Below are 15,381 nucleotides of genomic sequence, written 5' to 3' on the forward strand. Positions count from 1 at the left end.
GGTCGGTCGATCACGCGATCCCGGCCGCCGTGCCGCGGCCGGAGGTCATCCGTAGCGCGGGAGCGCGGAATGGAGGCTCGATGAGGTGGCTGGCTCGCGGGGAGGGGCAACTCCCGGCGGGGGAGGGCCGGACGGGCGACGGGCGGCCCGCCGAGCACCCGCTCGCCCGCTGGACCGTCAGTCAGGCGCTGCACCTGGTCTGCCCCGGCCCCGCCGGCGACCCCGACGTGCGGCGCCGTCCCGACGGCGCGGCGCAGGCGTGGCGGGACGGCCGCCCGCTGCCGGTGGGCATCTCGATCACCAGCCGCGCCGGATGGGCGGTGTGCCTGCTCGGCCTGGAGCCGGGGGCCGTCGGCTGTGACCTGCAACTGGTCGAGCCGCGCGGCCCGGGGTTCGTCGCCGACCGGTTCACCCGCCAGGAGCAGCGGATCGCCGGCGACGACCCGCTGCTGGGCAGCCTGCTGTGGTCGGCCAAGGAGAGCGCGGCGCAGGTGCTGCGCCGCGCCGAGCACCGGGCGCTGGAGGTGTCGCTGGGCTGCGGGCGGCCCCGCGACGGGTGGAGCGGGCTGACCGTGCGCGCGGGCGGGCGCGGGGTGGCGCACGGGTGGTGGCGCCGGTTCGGGCCGCTCGTGCTGACCGTGGCGGCCGACCGTCCCACGCCGCCGCCGCGCGGGCTGGAGGAGCCCTCTGCGCTGGCCTCGGCGCAGTCGTCCGTCTCGTCGCCGGTCGGGTCGTACGCCGGGTGCGCCGCGGGGGCCGGCTGACCCGCCGCGGCGCTCAGGCCGTCTGCGACCGGTAGGAGTGGCCGAGCTCCGGGCCGAGGCCGAAGTAGTGGCGGAAGTTGTACAGCAGCGGGCTCCACGCGGACGGGTCCACGTGCTGGGTGCCGGGGATCACGATCCGCGGGTCGGCGTGCACCCTGCGCACGACGGCCTCGACGATGACGAAGTCCTCGGACTCGTTCGGCGTGATCCGCGCCGCGGCCGCCTCCAGCTGGAGAGGGCACTCGGCCACGCGCGGCGGCCGTACGGTCTGCGAGGGCTCGGGGCGCAGGCCCGCCGCGCCGAACTTGTCGGGCTCGAAGCGGCAGCCGGCCGCCTTGGTGTCGGGCACCGGGTCGCGGCCGGTGAGCGGCGCGAGCCGTTCCACCTGCGGCCACAGGTGCGGGGCCGGCAGGTTGACGACCAGTTCGGGCCGCTCGGCCAGGTTGCGCGCGCTCTGCCCGTCGGCGCCGAGGCCGAGCACGACGGTCCGGCCGAGCGCCCAGGCCGACGACATCGGGGCCAGGTTGGCCGTGCCGTCGGGGTTCTCCGTGCTCAGCAGCACGACCGGGGTGCCGAAGTAGAGGATGCTGGGTTCGATGGCGACGTGGCCGAGGGTTGCCGTGTTCATGGCAGGAGCCTAGGAACACGACGTTCAACCGCCGGCCGAAATGTCCCCGTCGTGCTGATCTACATCGTAAAGGCACCTGGCTGGGCCGCGTACGCCACGCCCTTGCCGGACAGGCTCGCGCCCGCGACGGCCGGGACGAACGCCGACTCGCCCGGCCGCAGCGTCAGCTCGCCGAGACGGGCCTCGCCCTCCAGGCACAACACGATCCGGGGCAGCCCGGCAGGCAGCTCGAAGGAGGCGGCCTCGCCCAGGTCGTAACGCGTGAGGGCGAACTCGGGGGCCGGCGGGACGTAGCGCCGCTCCCCGTCGGCCGGGCGCTCGGGCTCGACCAGGTGCGGCTCGGCGGGCGTGAAGTCGACCACCCGCATCAGCTCGGGCGCGTCGACGTGCTTGGTGGTCAGCCCGCAGCGCAGGACGTTGTCGGAGCTGGCCATGATCTCCACGCCGACGCCGCCCAGGTACGCGTGCGGCACGCCGGCGCCGAGGTAGAGAGCCTGGCCGGGCCGCAGGTCGACGTGGTTGAGCAGCAGGGCGGCCACGACTCCGGGATCGCCGGGGCAGGCCGCGGCGATGTCGGCGTACGGGGCCAGGTCCGGGTCGGAGCCGCCGGCGAGGGCGTCCTCGACCTGGGCGCGCAGCGGCGCGGAGGCCTCGTCCAGCATCTGCGCGAAGACCGCGCGCAGGGCCTGCCCAGCGGGCCGGACGGCGAGGGCGTCGATCCAGGGCTGCAGGCCCGGCACGCCGAGCCGGGCGAGCAGCCCGGCGGTGACGACGGGGGAGCGGAAGCCGCACAGCCCGTGGAAGGGCGTGACCGCGCAGACCATCTCCGGCTTGTGCGAGCGGTCCTTGTAGGTGCGGGCCGGGTCGCCGATCGGCACGCCGCGCGCCTCCTCGGCGGCGAACCCGGCCTCGGCCTGCGCGATCGTGGGGTGGACCTGGAGCGACAGCGGCCGCGCGACCGCGAGCACCTTCAGCAGGTACGGCAGCGCGGGCCCGAACCTCGCGACCGCCGGCGCGCCGAGGGCGGCGACGGGGTCGCCCGCGATGAGCCGGTCGAGGGGCACGCCGCCGGCGATCGACGGGTCGGCGGGATGGGCGCCCATCCAGAGCTCGGCCTGCGGGCGGCCGGTCGGCTCGGTGCCGAACAGCTCGGGCATGGCGGTGACGGAACCCCAGTCGTAGGGCCGGATCGTGGTGTCCAGGCGCAGGGGCAGTTCGAACGTCGGCACAGGGCAGGAGCGTAGTCGCCGGCGGCCCCTCCCGCGCGACCGGGGCCGGGCCGCCGGCCGTCCGCCGGCCGGCTTCAACCCGGTGGCCGCGCTCGGCCCCTACCGCGCCTACCTGGCGCGGGCGCTGACCGAGGCTGGGCCGCGCCGCTGTTCGACGAGATGACCCGGCTCGGCGAGCGCTGGCTGGCCGCCGCCGACCAGGACCGCGCCGATCCGCCCGACGTGCCGCCGCGGGCGCGGGCGGCGGTGATGGCCGCGATGGCGCTGTCGGTCACGGTCCTGTACCCGCACGTCTGCCGCGGCATGGGCGCCGACCTGTCCACGCCGGAGGGCGAGCGCCTGCTGATGCGCACGCTGATCGAGGTCTACTCCCAGCCGGTGCTCGACCCGGAGGCCGCCGCCGAGGCGCGCGCCTGGCTCGGCTGACCCGCGATCAGCGCGGCCCGGCTGCGCTCGTCCGGCCAGACCGACGCGAGGTCCACGTACGGGCGGAGCAGGCCGGTCAGCTCGGGGTCGCCGCGGCCGTTGAGCTCCTCGGAGGCGATCTTGCGCGCCACTCCGGCGACGATGTCGGCCACCTGGACGCGGGGGTCCAGGTGCGAGGCGACCAGCGTCAGGCTGGTCAGCACCAGCGGGCCGGCGGGGCCGTCCGGGCGGGCCAGCAGCAGCCGCAGCCGCTCGATGCGCTCCTCGGTCAGCGTCGTCTGCCGGTCGTGCACCACCGAGACGGGCCGGCCGCCCGCGCCCCAGTGGGCGACCGCGTGCGCGATGGCCGGGATCAGCGGGTCGAGCGCGGGGAAGACGTGCGGGTCGTCGAGCAGGCGGGTGGTGAAGGCGTCCACGAGCGGCCGGGCGGCCCACAGCTCGTCCATGATCTCGCCGGCCGGGCCGGGGGTGGTGCGCAGGTCGGCGACCAGCGCGAAGGCCGACTCGGCGGAGATCTCGGGGCCGCGGCCGTTCCTGGCCCGCAGCAGGTGGTTGAAGGCGTCGAGGAAGGCCGTCCAGCGGGCGGGGCCGAAGGCGTGGCGGCCCTCCTGGTAGAGGGTGGCCGCCAGGGCGGCCGAGCGTTCGTGCCGGTCGAGGCCGAGGCTGGAGTGGTGGCCGGCGAGCAGGTCGGTCACCTTGCTGACGGCGAAGTACGCCTTGTCGGTCAGGTGCACGCAGGCCCGTCCGAGGATGGGGCCCGACGGGCCGAGCAGCCAGATCAGGGTGGCCCGGTTCTTCTCGCGCAGCACGTGCTCGGCCTTGAACTCGGTGACCGGTGAGGGCGCCCTGAGGCGCAGCTCGCGCACGCAGTCGGCCGCGGCGGCCACGTCGAGGGAGACGCCGGCGTGGGCGAACACGTCGGTGTTGCCGCCGACGAGCTTCTCGCCCTCCGCGCCGGACTCGTCGCAGGCGATCTCGACAGGAGGGCCGTCGGGCGCGCGGCTTCGCATGACTTCCATGGTCACTGGCGAACCTACCCAAACCGTCCTTCCTCCCGCGAGACATTTTCCGCCCGCCCATCGGTGGCGGAACCGGCGGGCGGGCGGGTAAGGACCGGACGGCAGGTGCGGCAGGTCCGGAGGGAGAACATCGCGCGTGAGCATCAACGTGACCGTCTGGGGCGAGAACGTACACGAGCAGCAGGAGGAGGAGGTGCGCCGCCGCTACCCCGAGGGCATGCACGGCGCGGTCGCCGGCGGCCTGCGCGAGCACCTGGGGGAGCGGGTGCGCGTGCGCACCGCGACGTTGCAGGACCCCGAGCACGGCCTCGACGCCGCGACGCTGGCCGGCACCGACGTGCTCACCTGGTGGGGGCACGCGGCGCACGAGGAGGTGGACGACGAGGTCGTGGCGCGGGTGTGCGAGCGCGTCTGGGCCGGGATGGGCCTGCTGGTGCTGCACTCGGGCCACTACTCCAAGGTCTTCCGCGCCCTCATGGGCACCACCTGCACGGTCAACTGGCGCGACAGCGCCGACCGCGAGCTGGTCTGGACGGTGGAGCCGGCCCACCCGATCGCCGCGGGCGTGCCCCAGCCGCTGGTCATCCCCGAGCAGGAGACCTACGGCGAGCCGTTCGGCGTCCCGGCGCCCGACGAGCTGGTGTTCGTCAGCTCCTTCTCCGGGGGCGAGGTGTTCCGCAGCGGCTGCTGCTACCGGCGCGGCAGGGGACGCGTCTTCTACTTCAGCCCCGGAGACCAGAACTACCCGGTCTTCCACCAGCCGGGCGTGCGGCGGATCCTGGCCAACGCGGTGTTGTGGGCCGCGCCCGCCGGGGGCGCGGGCGAACCGCTGCGCAACACCCGCGTCGAGGCCGGCGACTGGTGACCTACCTCGGGCCGGGCATGACGATGACGACCTTGCCGGTCACGTGGCCCGCCCGCAGGTGATCCATCGCGTCGGGGAAGCCGGCCAGCTCGAACGTCCTGCCGACCACGGGGGTGAGCTCGCCGCTGGCGGCGAGGCCGGCCAGGTGGCGCAGGTCCGCCGGATCGGTCCGGGTGATCGGGGCGCGCAGGGTGTGCCGGACGAACGGCGACAGCGCCGTCGCCCGGAGCTGGCGGCCGGTGCCGTGCAGCCAGCGGCCGGAGGCGTTCTCGCCGCCGACGATCACGAGCGTGCCCCGGCGGGTGAGCATCCGCCGCAGGTCCCGCAGGGGACGGTTGCCCGCGGTGTCGAGGACGACGTCGTGGCGGCCGGTGGCCGGCTCCTCGCGGGTGTAGTCGACGACCTCGTCCGCGCCGAGTGAGCGGACGAGGTCGCCCTTGCCGGGGCCGCATACGCCGGTGACGTGCGCGCCCTGCGCCTTGGCGAGCTGGACGGCGAACGTCCCCACCCCGCCGCCCGCGCCGATGACCAGCACGCGCTGCCCGGGGCGCAGGCGGGCGTGGTCGCGCAGCGCCTGGAGCGCGGTCAGCCCGCTGGTCGGGACGGCGGCGGCGGCCTCGGACGACAGACCGGCCGGCCTGGGGACGAGACGGTCCGCGCGGGCGACGGCGTGCTCGGCGAGCGCGCCGTCGCAGACGCCGAAGACCTCGTCGCCGGCCGCCAGACCGGTGACCCCCGGGCCGACGGCCTCGACGGTCCCGGCGACGTCGCGGCCGAGGAGGGGCGAGCGGGGGCGGCGCAGCCCGGTGGCGAGGCGGACGGGGTAGGGCAGCCCGGCGCCGAGGTGCCAGACGCCGTGGTCGAGGCAGGCGGCGTGCACGCGCAGGAGCGCTTCGCCGGGGCCGGGGGCGGGACGGTCGAGGTCGGTGAGGGCCGGGGGGCCGTAGACGTGCCGGGTGATGGCCTTCAAGGCAGGTCTCCATGTCAAAGAAAGTAGACATGATGAACGTAAAAGAAGGCGGACATCATGTCAATGATTTTGTACATCAGTCGGCTCGGGGAGGGCTGTCTGATGTGACGCGCTGGACCTTTACACCCGATAACCCGAAATATCGGTATCGCTACCGATAACGGTACGGATGGGAGGCGGAGTTACCCTCTGCCCACCCCCCACCACGGCGGGCCGCCTGTTCGCCGGCTCCGCCGGCCCCTGGCCGGCGCGGCCTACGCGCCCGGACCGGGCCCGGCTCCCGGCGACCGGCGGCCTGCTTCGGTCACCCCTCACGTGGAGGTGTCCCCCGCATGAATCCTTCCCGATGGAGAGCGGCGGCCACGGCGTTGATCGCCGCGCTGGCCGTCGTCGCGCCGGCGACCCCGGCCCCCGCCCTCGCGCAGGCCCCCGCCGCCGCGCCCCTGCACGCGCAGCTCGACAGCCGGGTCTCCCCGGCCGGCGAGGAGGTGCTCGCCGACCTGTCCCTGCCCTACGGAGCCGCCGGACGGAGCTGGAGCACGCGCGTCGCCCGGCCCGGCTCCCGGTACGTCAAGGTGCACTTCGCCGCGCTCACCCTCGTGCCCGGCGACTACGTCACCGTCGCCTCGCCGGACGGCCGCGAGACCCACACCTACTACGGCGACCCCACCCGCGGGCGCTACCCGACCGGCTCCGGGTACACGCTGCACGGCGTCCCCGGCTTCGCCGCGCTCTCCGTGGACGGCGACACGGCCGTGGTCACCCTGCACGCGTCCGGGCCGCGCAACGCCGTCCGGCTGGCCCGGCAGGGCTTCGGCGTGCGCATCGACCGGTACTTCCGCGGCTACACCACCCAGGAGGCCGCGGCCCTGACGCCGCGGACGTTCAGCGTCTGCGGCACCGACGCGCGGCGGGACGTGGTCTGCTACAAGGACAGCAACCCCACCGAGTACGCCCGCAGCCGCGCCGTGGCCCGCCAGCTGCTCAACGGCCTCGGCTACTGCACGGCCTGGCGGGTCGGCAACACCAACCGCATGCTGACCAACCACCACTGCATGGAGAGCGCCGCCGACCTGAGCGCCAGCGAGTTCCAGTTCGACTACGACTGCGCCACCTGCGGCGGCGACAACCCGGGCGCCGGGACGAAGGTCGGCGGCGGCCAGTTCCTGAAGACCAGCGCACTCGAAGCGCTCGACTACACGCTCTTCAGCGTCGCCGACTTCGCCGCGATCCAGCAGTTCGGCACCCTGTACCTCGATCCGCGTCCCCCGGTGGCGGGCGAGCGCATCTACATCCCCGGCCACGGCGACACCCTGCCCAAGCGCCTGTCCCTGTACGAGGACACACAGGGCGGCGCCGCCTGCAAGATCGACGTGGTGTCGTCGGGCGTCAACACCGGCTACCGCTGCGACACCTCCGGCGGCAACTCCGGCTCCCCGGTGATCGCCGCCTCCAGCCACAAGGTGATCGCGCTGCACCACCTCGGCGGCTGCCCCAACTGGGGGACGCGCATCACCGAGGTGTACAACGAGATCTCCGGCATGATCGACAACACCCCGCCGAACGGCGGCGGCGACGACTTCGCCATCTCGCTCTCGCCCACGAGCGGCGGCGTCACGCCGGGCGGGTCGACCACGAGCACCATCTCCACCGCCGTCACGCGCGGCGGGCCCCAGCAGATGCAGTTCGCCGCCGCCGGGCTGCCGGCGGGGGCCGCCGCGACGTTCGCGCCGCCCACCGTCCAGTCGGGCGGCACGTCCGTCATGACGGTCTCCACCTCCGCGCAGACGCCCGGCGGCATGTACACGATCACGGTCACCGCCACCGGCCCCGCCGCCACGCACACGGTCGCCTTCGCCCTGTCCGTGGCCGTCGCGGGCGGCTGCTCCGGCTACGAGACCACCAAGTCCGGGACGCTGGCCTCCGGGGCGGAGCAGTACCAGCCCGACGGCGGATATCTGCAGACCACCGTCACCGGCCCGCACCAGGCGTGCCTGGACGGCCCGTCCGGCGCCGACTTCGACCTGTACCTGCAGCGCTGGAACGGGTCCACGTGGGCGACGGTCGCGCAGAGCGCCGGGTCGGGAGCCGACGAGACGCTCACCTACACCGGCGCGGCCGGTTACTACCGCTACCGGGTGCACTCCTACTCCGGCACCGGTCCGTACACCTTGGGATACAACGCTCCCTGACCCTGGACACGCGTCCGGGCTTCCCGGCCAGGGCTGACCCATGGCCAGGGGGCCCGGCGCTGGAGCGTGTTCCGGGCGCGCATTCCGATCGACGGTGACCCATGGACAGGCGGCCGGGCGGCGCAGAGATTGGGCGGCAGGCACGGTTCGCACGGACGCGGGGAGCGCGGATGAGGATCATGGAACTCGTCTCGGTGGACGGCTGCATCGCCTTCGACCTGGACTGCCCGGTCAGCGCGGGCGGCACCCGGCTGGCGCCGGACGTCACCCGCGAGGAGGCGGGGCTGCTGGCTCGGGCGATGACGTACAAGCTGGCCGTGCTCGGCGAGCGGATCGGCGGGGCCAAGGCGGTGCTCCGGGCCTCGCCGGCCGACCGGGCGGGCACGGTGGCGCGCTTCTGCCAGGAGGTCGCGCCGCTGGTCGAGAAGGGCACCTTCCTCACCTCCTCGGACCTGGGCACGCGGACGCAGGACTTCGCGCCGCTGCCCGGGTACCGGGCCGACTCGATCATGCATGAGGAGGCCGGCGGCGAGCTGGTGGACACCGTCGTCACCGGGCTGGGCGTGGTCGTGGCCGCCGCGACGGCGCTCGGCGGCCTGGCCGGGCGGACGCTGGCGGTGGAGGGCTTCGGCAAGGTGGGCAGCGCCGTCGTGCGCGAGGCGGCGCGGCGCGGCGCGCGCCTGGTCGCCCTGTCCACCCTGCACGGATGCGTCAGCGACCCCGCCGGCCTGGACGTCGCGGCCCTGGAGGAACTGCGCGCCGAGCACGGCGACGCCTGCGTGACCCGGCTCGGCCTGCCCGTGCTGCCACCCGAGGCGTTGTACGAGGCGCCCGCCGACGTGCTGGTTCCCGGGGCGCGGACCGGCACCCTGTCGGCGCGGCGGGCGGCGACGGTGCGGGCCGGCCTGATCGCGCCGGCCGCGAACGTGCCCTACACCGCGCGGGGGCTGCGGACGCTGGGGGAGCGGGGTGTGGTGACGCTGGCGGACTTCGTCTGCGGGGCGGGTGCCACGATCGGCTACCTCGCCGAACGGGCGGGAACGGTCTCCACCGCGGACGAGGTCGGCCACCTGGTCGAGAACCGTGTCGCGGAGATCACCGCCGCCGCCCTGTCCCATGCCGAGGGCCCGTACGCCGGCGCCTGCGCCCTGGCCGAAGCCTTCCTGACGACCTGGCACCTCCCACCCACCCCACCGCTGGCCCCCGACCCGGAGGACTCCTGACACTGGGACGACCCCTGAGCGGCCAGCGGCTCCTGAGCGGGCGGCTCCTAAGTGGGTGGCGGATTTTTGGGGGGCCGCCCACGAGGCTCAGGCCAGCTCTGACCTCGGCGGCGCTGCCCAGGACTCTGCGGCTCCTGAGACCAGGGGCGGCCTACCGGAACTGGGGAGGCGGCCTTCTGAGACTCAGGCGGGTCTTCAGGCGGGGGCGTAGTTGGAGAGTGCGGGTTCTAGGAGGTCGAAGGCGCGGGTGGCGTCGGGGGCGATCGTGTCGGCGATGCGGTCGTTGGGCAGGCCCGCCAAGGTGAGCTCGTGGATGCGCTGGAACAGCACCCGGTGCACGGTTCCCAGCAGCCCGGCGGCGGTCTGGACGGTGATGTCGTCTGCCGTCGTGCCGGTGGCGTCGGCGAGGGCCCGGGCGAGGTGCTGTTCGCGCTGGTCGTGCAGGCCGCGCAGGCAGGACGTCAGGGTGGGGCTGTCGGCGATCATGCGGGCGAACTCCGGTCCGGAGAACCCCGCCACCGGGTCCTGAGCCGCGACGGAGGCCAGGAAGGCACGTCGTAGAGCGGACAGGGCCGATTCGCCGGGACCGCGGGCGGCGACGGCGTCGGCCAGGGCGGACGTGAACGCCTCCTGATGGTCGAAGGCCAGGTCCTCCTTGCGCGGGAAGTAGTTGGTCACCGTCTTCTTGGCGATGCGGGCGGCGGTGGCGATCTCGGCGATGGTGGTCTGCTCGAACCCTTGGGCGATGAACAGCCTGGTGGCGTGGTCGGAGATGAGCTGCCGGGTCTCCTGCTTCTTGGATTCGCGGAGGCCGGGTGCGGGCGAGGTCTCGTGAGCCATGAAGGAATCTTACCCTCGTTGTATTTTTACGTTGACACCCTCGAACCCTCGGACTATATTTACGTCCGTTGTAAGTTTTTGACCGACGAACGAAAAGGAGAACCTGCTTGGAACTCAAGCGCTTCCCGGCTGTAGCTTTCAAGATCGACCTCGGGGCGTCGGAGGGCCGCGAACGCAAGTCGCAGCACTCTTCCCTTCCGGGCGGCGGAGTCCGCAGACCGTCCGCCGACCATGGCGCACGGGGATGGCAGGACCCGCAAGTGACCCGCAACCTCCCCCGCCGCCGCGCTCACTGACCCCCCTCCCGCGACGACCGTCCCTCACCCTGACCACGTTCAGCGCCGACGCCGTCCACCGACGCCGTCTATGGCGGGCCACGTCCGCTGGGGTCGTCGGCCGTCGTGGTCGACGTCGGGCAGGGCCGTCCTAACCGGCGGTTCGTGTTTCGTTCAGCCGTTCTCATCCCTCTTGGAGACCTTCTTGCAGATCACCACGTCCACCGTCTCGCTCACCGTTGCCGACGTCGCCGCCTCCCAGGCGTTCTTCACCGAACACCTGGGCTACACCGTCCGGGTCGCCGCGGACGGGTTCGCCTCGCTCACCCGCGCCGACGCGATGGACATCGTGCTGCTCGCCCGCGGCATCGAAGTCCTGCCGCCGGAGCAGCGCGACCAGCACGCCTCCGGTCTCATCCTGGCCTTCACCCTGGACGGCGGCCTGGACGGGCAGGAGAAGCTGCTGCGTGACGCGGGCGTCGAGATCACCATGCCGCTGCGCGAGGAGCCCTGGGGTGAGCGCCTGTTCCAGGTGACCGACCCCAACGGGATCGTCATCCAGTTCGTCGAGTGGGTGACTCCCGCCTGACCGGGGCCGCCTCAGCCGGTCTCGCGGGCCGGGCCGTCGAGGAAGTCCGCCACGAGCGCCGCGAACTCCGCCGCCTGGTGCTCCAGCGGGATCACGCCGCCCTTGACCACGGCCTGGGTGCTGTGGGGAAGGGCGGCGGCCAGGCGTTCGAGCTCGGGGAAGGCGAAGGGGTCGTCGGTGGCTCCGACGACCAGCGCCGGACAGCGGACCAGCCCGACCCGCTCCTCCATCCGGTACGCGGCCACCGCCTCGTGCCCGCGCTCCACCTCCGGCAGGACCGTCAGCGCGTCGCGGACGAACCGGCTCAGCAGCGGCCACGGGTAGTAGGGGGCCCGCCGGCTCCACAACTCGCCCAGATGGGAGCCGTCGGACTGCGCGCGCACGGCGTCGATGGAGGGATGGCCCGCACGACGCCGCCGCCCGTCGGGGTCGACCATCGGCGTGGAGGACAGCACCAGGGCGGTGACGCGGTCGGGCGCGCGCGCCGCCGTCTCGACCGCGATGACGCCGCCCGTGTGGTGCCCGGCCACGGCGGCTCGCGGCAGGCCGAGGGCGTCCATCAGGGCTAACACGCCGGCGGCGTAGGTCTCGATCGAGTGCTCGGGCGGGCGGGCGGAGTTGCCGAAGCCGAGCGTGTCCATGGCGATGGCCCGCCGGGTGCGGCCGAGCAGGGGGAGCACCTCGCGGTATTCGTCCCATGAGCGGGGGGTCTGGTGCAGCAGGAGCACCGGCTCGCCCGTGCCGCATGAGGCGTGGTGGATCTGGCCGAACGGGGTGTCGGCATAGCCGAATCTGATCACGGCGTCTCCTCCTGCCTGTTCACCAGGGGCGGACCGGCCCCGTCGCGCGGACGATCACCGCCAGGGTGCGCCCCCAGCCGCCCTCACGCCCTCACGCCCTCACGCCCTCACGATCGCAGACGGAACCCCGCCGCGCATCAGCCCCTGGTCTGACCTTGCACCCCCGCCGGTGAAGATCACCTGGGAGCACCGGACGGCCCCGCTACCCGATCCGGTACCCCACGCCCGGCCGGGTGCTGATCACCGGCGGTTCGCCCAGCTTGCGGCGCAGGCGGCCGACGGTGACGGTCACGGTGTTGGTGAACGGGTCGGCGTGCTCGTCCCAGACCTGTTCGAGCAGGGCCTCGGTGCTCAGGAAGCCGGGCGACGCGCGCAGCAGCGCCTCCAGCACGGCGAACTCCTTGACCGACAGCTCCAGCGGACGGCCGTCCCGGGTGACGGTGTGCCGCAGCGGGTCGAGCTCGATCCCGGCCCCGCGCAACGTGCGCGGCCGGGCGCCGGGACGGCGGCGCGCCAGCGCCCTCACCCGCAGCACCAGCTCCGGGAAGTGGAAGGGCTTGGCCAGGTAGTCGTCGGCGCCCAGGGTCAGCCCGCTCACCCGGTCGCCGGGCGAGCCGGCCGCGGTCAGCATCAGGACCATGGGGCGTTCGTCCTGGTCGGTGAGCATCTGGCAGAGGGTGTCGCCGTGGATGCCCGGCAGGTCGCGGTCGAGCAGCACCACGTCGTAGGGGGCGAGGTCGAGCTTGGCCGCCGCCTCCAGCCCGTCGTGGGCGACGTCGACGGCCATGCCCTGGTCGCGCAGGCCCTCGGCGAGCACGGCGGCCAGCGCCCGCGCGTCCTCCACCACCAGCACCCTCATGCCGGCAGCCGCACGGTGGCGCGCAGCCCGCCCTCGGGGCGGGCCGCGAGGTCGAGGGCGCCGCCGTGCGCCTGCGCGACGGCCGCGACGATCGACAGGCCGAGCCCCGAGCCGTCCGCCGACCCGGTGCGGTCCGCGCCGAGCCGCTGGAACGGCCGCGCCAGCCGCGCCACCTGTTCGGGGTCGAGCCGGTCCCCGCCGGACTCCACGACCAGGCGTGCCCACCGGCCGTCGGCCGCGGCCTCGACCCTGATCCAGCCGCCGTCCTGGTTGTGGACGATCGCGTTGTCGACGAGGTTGTGCACCATACGCGTGACCAGCGCGACGCTGCCCCGCGTCCGCGCCCCTTCCGCGACGCTTTCGTCGTCCAGGGTGAGGCGACGGGCCGCGAGGTCGGCGGCGCGGGCGTCCAGGGTGTGCCGCACCAGGTCGCCGAGCGTGATCGCGGCGGCGTCGGGCAGGCTGCCGTGCTGGGCGCGGGCCAGCGCGAGCAGGCCCTCCAGGAGCCGGTCGACCTGGTCGAGGTCGGTGCGCAGCCGGTCGGCCAGCGCCAGCGTCTGGTCTGGTACGGGCTCCGGCTTCGCCACGGCCACGTCCAGCCGCGCCCGCATGGTCGCCAGCGGGGTGCGCAGCTCGTGCGAGGCGTCGGCGACGAACCGGCGCTGCGCGGCGAAGGCGTCCTCCAGGCGGGCGAGCAGCCCGTCGATGGTGTCGGCCAGGTCCTTGACCTCGTCGGCCGGGCCCGGCACGGCCAGGCGTTCGTGCAGGTTGTCGGCGGAGATGCGGCGGGTGGCGGCGGTGATCGTGCGCAGCGGGCGCAGCACCCGGCCCGCGACCACCCGGCCGAGCACGATCGACACCACGGCCATGACGGCCAGCGCGAGCACCGACCCGGCCAGGAGCTGACGCGACTGCGTGGCGTGCACGTCGGCGAGCTGGGCCTGGAGCAGGGCGATGTATTCCTCGGCGGCGGCCGGGGCCGGCCGGCCGCCGGGCCGGCCCGGCACCGGCACGGTCCGCGACAGCGGCATGCCGACGAGGTTGACCAGGACCAGCAGGCCCGCGCCGGAGGCCAGGAACAGCCCGCCGTACAGGAGGGTGAAGCGCAGCCGGACCGTACGTTCGGGCAGCCTGGGACGTGGCGGCATCTGTCTCCTTCCGGGGACTCCAGGATGCCGCCACCGACCTAACACCGGCATGACGGGGTCGGCCCTCCGCCGCCCACCACTCACACCCGCGGCCGTGGGACCGGTCAGGCGAGCTCGACGAGCGCTTGGCTGCGCTCCCACAGGCGGCGTGCCAGGCCGGAGTCGTCCGCCAGGCGGTGGACGGCCGAAGGCCGGCGCTTCTCGTAGTGGCCGCCGGGGGCCCAGTCGGCGCCCGGCCGTGAGGTGGCCAGCCAGACCAGGGTGTCGGCGCCCTGCTCCGGCGTGAGCAGGAACCGCTTGAGCGGCGTGTGGTAGAGCAGCCGCGCCGCGCTGTCGCCGCCGCCGGAGAAGTTGGTGGCCACCACGCCGGGATGGAAGGAGGCCGCGGCCAGGCCGTCCTCGCCGTGGCGGCGCTGGAGCTCGCGGGTGAACAGGATGTTGGCCAGCTTGGAGTTGGCGTACGCCCGGCTGCCCGAGTAGCGGCGCACCGCGTCGAGGTCGTCGAGGTCGAGCCGGGCGCGGGTGTTGAGCAGGCTGGACGTGGTGACGACCGTGCCGCCGGCGGTCAGCAGCCGGGGCAGCAGCAGCGTGGTCAGCAGGAACGGCGCCAGGTGGTTGATCTGGAAGGTCGCCTCGTGGCCCTCGGGCGTGGTGGTGCGCGAGCCCATGATGGCCCCGGCGTTGTTGACCAGCACGTCGATGGCCGGGTGGCGGTCGAGCAGGGTGGCCGCCAGGTCGCGTACCTCTGACAGGCGCGCGAAGTCGGCCACGTGGTGGTCGGCCGCGAGCTCCTTCGCCAGCGCCGCGGTCTTGCCGGCCGACCGGCCGACGAGGACGACCTCGTCGCCCCGCTGTCGCAGGGCGCGTGCCGCGGCACGGCCGATGCCGTCGCTGGCGCCGGTCAGGACGATGGTCTTTCCCGCCATGGGCCCGATCCTTCCGCATCCGGCCCCCACCATAGATCGCGGGGCAGCGCACCCGCCACGCCGGGCCGGCCCATGGCCGCGCGGTGAGGGGGGCACGCGGCGAGGGGGCCCGCAGTCAGGGATGGGGGGCGTGGTCAGTGGTCGGTGGTGTGGAAGCGGGCGGCCGGGGCGTCGCCGAGGGCGGCGTCGAGGCGGGCGCGCATGTCGGCGCTCAGGTCCGGCAGCTCCCGCAGGGGGAACCAGCGGGCCTCGCTGTTCTCGCCGTCGGCCGGATGGGGGTCGCCGGACCGCCAGCGGCAGCGGAACACCAGGTCGAGGTAGCGGGCCCGGTCGCCGTTGGGGTAGGTGACCTCGCGCGTGACGTGCACCAGGGCCAGCCGTTCCGCGACGGCCCGCACTCCGGTCTCCTCGGCCACCTCGCGCAACGCGGCGTCGGCCGGCTGCTCGCCCGGGTCGATGATGCCGGTCACGGGCGTCCAGGCGCCGGTGTCGCTCCGGCGGACCAGCAGCACCTGGTCCTCGTGCAGCACGACCGCGGTCACCCCGGACAACCACAGCGGCTCGGTGCCGATCTTCTCGCGCAGCGCGAGGACGAACTCAGGGGTGGGCATCGGTCCAGCATATGCGT

General features: G+C 74.3%; 16 protein-coding genes. 6 read left to right on the top strand and 10 right to left on the bottom strand.

The window, feature by feature from the left end; translation table 11 throughout:
* Window positions 1–80 precede the first annotated feature (80 nt).
* Window positions 81–764 carry a hypothetical protein gene (locus ACIBQ6_RS29270; RefSeq protein WP_397215816.1) on the top strand — a complete coding sequence of 228 codons (684 nt, stop codon included), beginning with the start codon at window positions 81–83 and terminating at the stop codon, window positions 762–764.
* 13 nt (window positions 765–777) lie between these two features.
* Here the strand turns inward: ACIBQ6_RS29270 and ACIBQ6_RS29275 are convergent, their stop codons facing one another.
* Together ACIBQ6_RS29275 and manA are read right to left on the bottom strand one after the other, a co-directional pair.
* Window positions 778–1,392, bottom strand: coding sequence for a flavin reductase family protein (locus tag ACIBQ6_RS29275; RefSeq protein WP_358297513.1), 615 nt, complete (start codon window positions 1,390–1,392; stop codon window positions 778–780).
* Between the two features lie 59 nt (window positions 1,393–1,451).
* Complete coding sequence (gene manA, locus ACIBQ6_RS29280; RefSeq protein WP_397215817.1) at window positions 1,452–2,621, bottom strand: mannose-6-phosphate isomerase, class I; 1,170 nt, start codon at window positions 2,619–2,621, stop codon at window positions 1,452–1,454.
* Between the two features lie 159 nt (window positions 2,622–2,780).
* Between manA and ACIBQ6_RS29285 the strand changes: the two genes are divergently transcribed.
* The gene (locus tag ACIBQ6_RS29285) at window positions 2,781–3,047 is read left to right on the top strand and encodes a hypothetical protein (protein WP_397215818.1); all 267 of its coding nucleotides are present in this window, start codon (window positions 2,781–2,783) and stop codon (window positions 3,045–3,047) included.
* Here the strand turns inward: ACIBQ6_RS29285 and ACIBQ6_RS29290 are convergent.
* Complete coding sequence (locus tag ACIBQ6_RS29290; RefSeq protein ID WP_397215819.1) at window positions 2,987–4,057, bottom strand: hypothetical protein; 1,071 nt, start codon at window positions 4,055–4,057, stop codon at window positions 2,987–2,989. The two genes, ACIBQ6_RS29285 and ACIBQ6_RS29290, sit on opposite strands and share 61 nt — an antisense overlap.
* 145 nt (window positions 4,058–4,202) lie before the next feature.
* On the opposite strand from ACIBQ6_RS29290, the gene ACIBQ6_RS29295 reads away from it, so the two are divergent.
* Window positions 4,203–4,931: a ThuA domain-containing protein gene (locus ACIBQ6_RS29295; RefSeq protein ID WP_397215820.1), complete on the top strand. Its 729-nt coding sequence runs from the start codon at window positions 4,203–4,205 to the stop codon at window positions 4,929–4,931.
* 1 nt (window position 4,932) lies between these two features.
* Here ACIBQ6_RS29295 and ACIBQ6_RS29300 read toward each other — a convergent pair whose 3' ends face one another.
* Complete coding sequence (locus tag ACIBQ6_RS29300) at window positions 4,933–5,901, bottom strand: NAD(P)-dependent alcohol dehydrogenase (protein WP_397215821.1); 969 nt, start codon at window positions 5,899–5,901, stop codon at window positions 4,933–4,935.
* A gap of 332 nt (window positions 5,902–6,233) precedes the next feature.
* Here ACIBQ6_RS29300 and ACIBQ6_RS29305 point away from each other — a divergent pair, with 332 nt between their 5' ends.
* Together ACIBQ6_RS29305 and ACIBQ6_RS29310 are read left to right on the top strand one after the other, a co-directional pair.
* Window positions 6,234–8,093: a trypsin-like serine peptidase gene (locus tag ACIBQ6_RS29305; RefSeq protein ID WP_397215822.1), complete on the top strand. Its 1,860-nt coding sequence runs from the start codon at window positions 6,234–6,236 to the stop codon at window positions 8,091–8,093.
* Between the two features lie 170 nt (window positions 8,094–8,263).
* The gene (locus tag ACIBQ6_RS29310; protein WP_397215825.1) at window positions 8,264–9,316 is read left to right on the top strand and encodes a Glu/Leu/Phe/Val dehydrogenase dimerization domain-containing protein; all 1,053 of its coding nucleotides are present in this window, start codon (window positions 8,264–8,266) and stop codon (window positions 9,314–9,316) included.
* A 195-nt stretch (window positions 9,317–9,511) separates the two neighbouring features.
* On the opposite strand, the gene ACIBQ6_RS29315 is transcribed toward ACIBQ6_RS29310, so the two are convergent.
* Window positions 9,512–10,156 (bottom strand): TetR/AcrR family transcriptional regulator, encoded by a 645-nt coding sequence (locus ACIBQ6_RS29315; RefSeq protein WP_358297491.1) that lies wholly within the window; start codon window positions 10,154–10,156, stop codon window positions 9,512–9,514.
* Between the two features lie 480 nt (window positions 10,157–10,636).
* Here ACIBQ6_RS29315 and ACIBQ6_RS29320 point away from each other — a divergent pair, with 480 nt between their 5' ends.
* Window positions 10,637–11,020: a VOC family protein gene (locus ACIBQ6_RS29320; RefSeq protein ID WP_358297488.1), complete on the top strand. Its 384-nt coding sequence runs from the start codon at window positions 10,637–10,639 to the stop codon at window positions 11,018–11,020.
* A gap of 11 nt (window positions 11,021–11,031) precedes the next feature.
* On the opposite strand, the gene ACIBQ6_RS29325 is transcribed toward ACIBQ6_RS29320, so the two are convergent.
* The 5 genes from ACIBQ6_RS29325 to ACIBQ6_RS29345 form a co-directional block, all read right to left on the bottom strand.
* The gene (locus ACIBQ6_RS29325) at window positions 11,032–11,820 is read right to left on the bottom strand and encodes an alpha/beta fold hydrolase (protein WP_397215828.1); all 789 of its coding nucleotides are present in this window, start codon (window positions 11,818–11,820) and stop codon (window positions 11,032–11,034) included.
* Window positions 11,821–12,022: 202 nt separating this feature from the next.
* Window positions 12,023–12,679 carry a response regulator transcription factor gene (locus ACIBQ6_RS29330; protein ID WP_358297483.1) on the bottom strand — a complete coding sequence of 219 codons (657 nt, stop codon included), beginning with the start codon at window positions 12,677–12,679 and terminating at the stop codon, window positions 12,023–12,025.
* Window positions 12,676–13,827, bottom strand: coding sequence for a sensor histidine kinase (locus ACIBQ6_RS29335; protein WP_397215830.1), 1,152 nt, complete (start codon window positions 13,825–13,827; stop codon window positions 12,676–12,678). Before ACIBQ6_RS29335 ends, ACIBQ6_RS29330 begins: the two co-directional genes overlap by 4 nt.
* 104 nt (window positions 13,828–13,931) lie before the next feature.
* Window positions 13,932–14,753, bottom strand: a complete 822-nt coding sequence (locus tag ACIBQ6_RS29340) for an SDR family NAD(P)-dependent oxidoreductase (protein WP_397215832.1) — start codon at window positions 14,751–14,753, stop codon at window positions 13,932–13,934.
* Between the two features lie 134 nt (window positions 14,754–14,887).
* Window positions 14,888–15,364 (bottom strand): NUDIX hydrolase, encoded by a 477-nt coding sequence (locus ACIBQ6_RS29345; protein WP_397215833.1) that lies wholly within the window; start codon window positions 15,362–15,364, stop codon window positions 14,888–14,890.
* Window positions 15,365–15,381: the final 17 nt, after the last annotated feature.

It is taken from the genome of Nonomuraea sp. NPDC049655, assembly GCF_044465465.1.
GTDB lineage: Bacteria > Actinomycetota > Actinomycetes > Streptosporangiales > Streptosporangiaceae > Nonomuraea.

Coding starts and splice junctions, on each gene's coding strand:
- ACIBQ6_RS29270 (WP_397215816.1), top strand. CDS start 81: ATGAGGTGGCTGGCTCGCGGGGAGGGGCAACTCCCGGCGGGGGAGGGC.
- ACIBQ6_RS29275 (WP_358297513.1), bottom strand. CDS start 1,392: ATGAACACGGCAACCCTCGGCCACGTCGCCATCGAACCCAGCATCCTC.
- ACIBQ6_RS29285 (WP_397215818.1), top strand. CDS start 2,781: ATGACCCGGCTCGGCGAGCGCTGGCTGGCCGCCGCCGACCAGGACCGC.
- ACIBQ6_RS29290 (WP_397215819.1), bottom strand. CDS start 4,057: ATGCGAAGCCGCGCGCCCGACGGCCCTCCTGTCGAGATCGCCTGCGAC.
- ACIBQ6_RS29305 (WP_397215822.1), top strand. CDS start 6,234: ATGAATCCTTCCCGATGGAGAGCGGCGGCCACGGCGTTGATCGCCGCG.
- ACIBQ6_RS29310 (WP_397215825.1), top strand. CDS start 8,264: ATGAGGATCATGGAACTCGTCTCGGTGGACGGCTGCATCGCCTTCGAC.
- ACIBQ6_RS29315 (WP_358297491.1), bottom strand. CDS start 10,156: ATGGCTCACGAGACCTCGCCCGCACCCGGCCTCCGCGAATCCAAGAAG.
- ACIBQ6_RS29330 (WP_358297483.1), bottom strand. CDS start 12,679: ATGAGGGTGCTGGTGGTGGAGGACGCGCGGGCGCTGGCCGCCGTGCTC.
- ACIBQ6_RS29335 (WP_397215830.1), bottom strand. CDS start 13,827: ATGCCGCCACGTCCCAGGCTGCCCGAACGTACGGTCCGGCTGCGCTTC.
- ACIBQ6_RS29340 (WP_397215832.1), bottom strand. CDS start 14,753: ATGGCGGGAAAGACCATCGTCCTGACCGGCGCCAGCGACGGCATCGGC.
- ACIBQ6_RS29345 (WP_397215833.1), bottom strand. CDS start 15,364: ATGCCCACCCCTGAGTTCGTCCTCGCGCTGCGCGAGAAGATCGGCACC.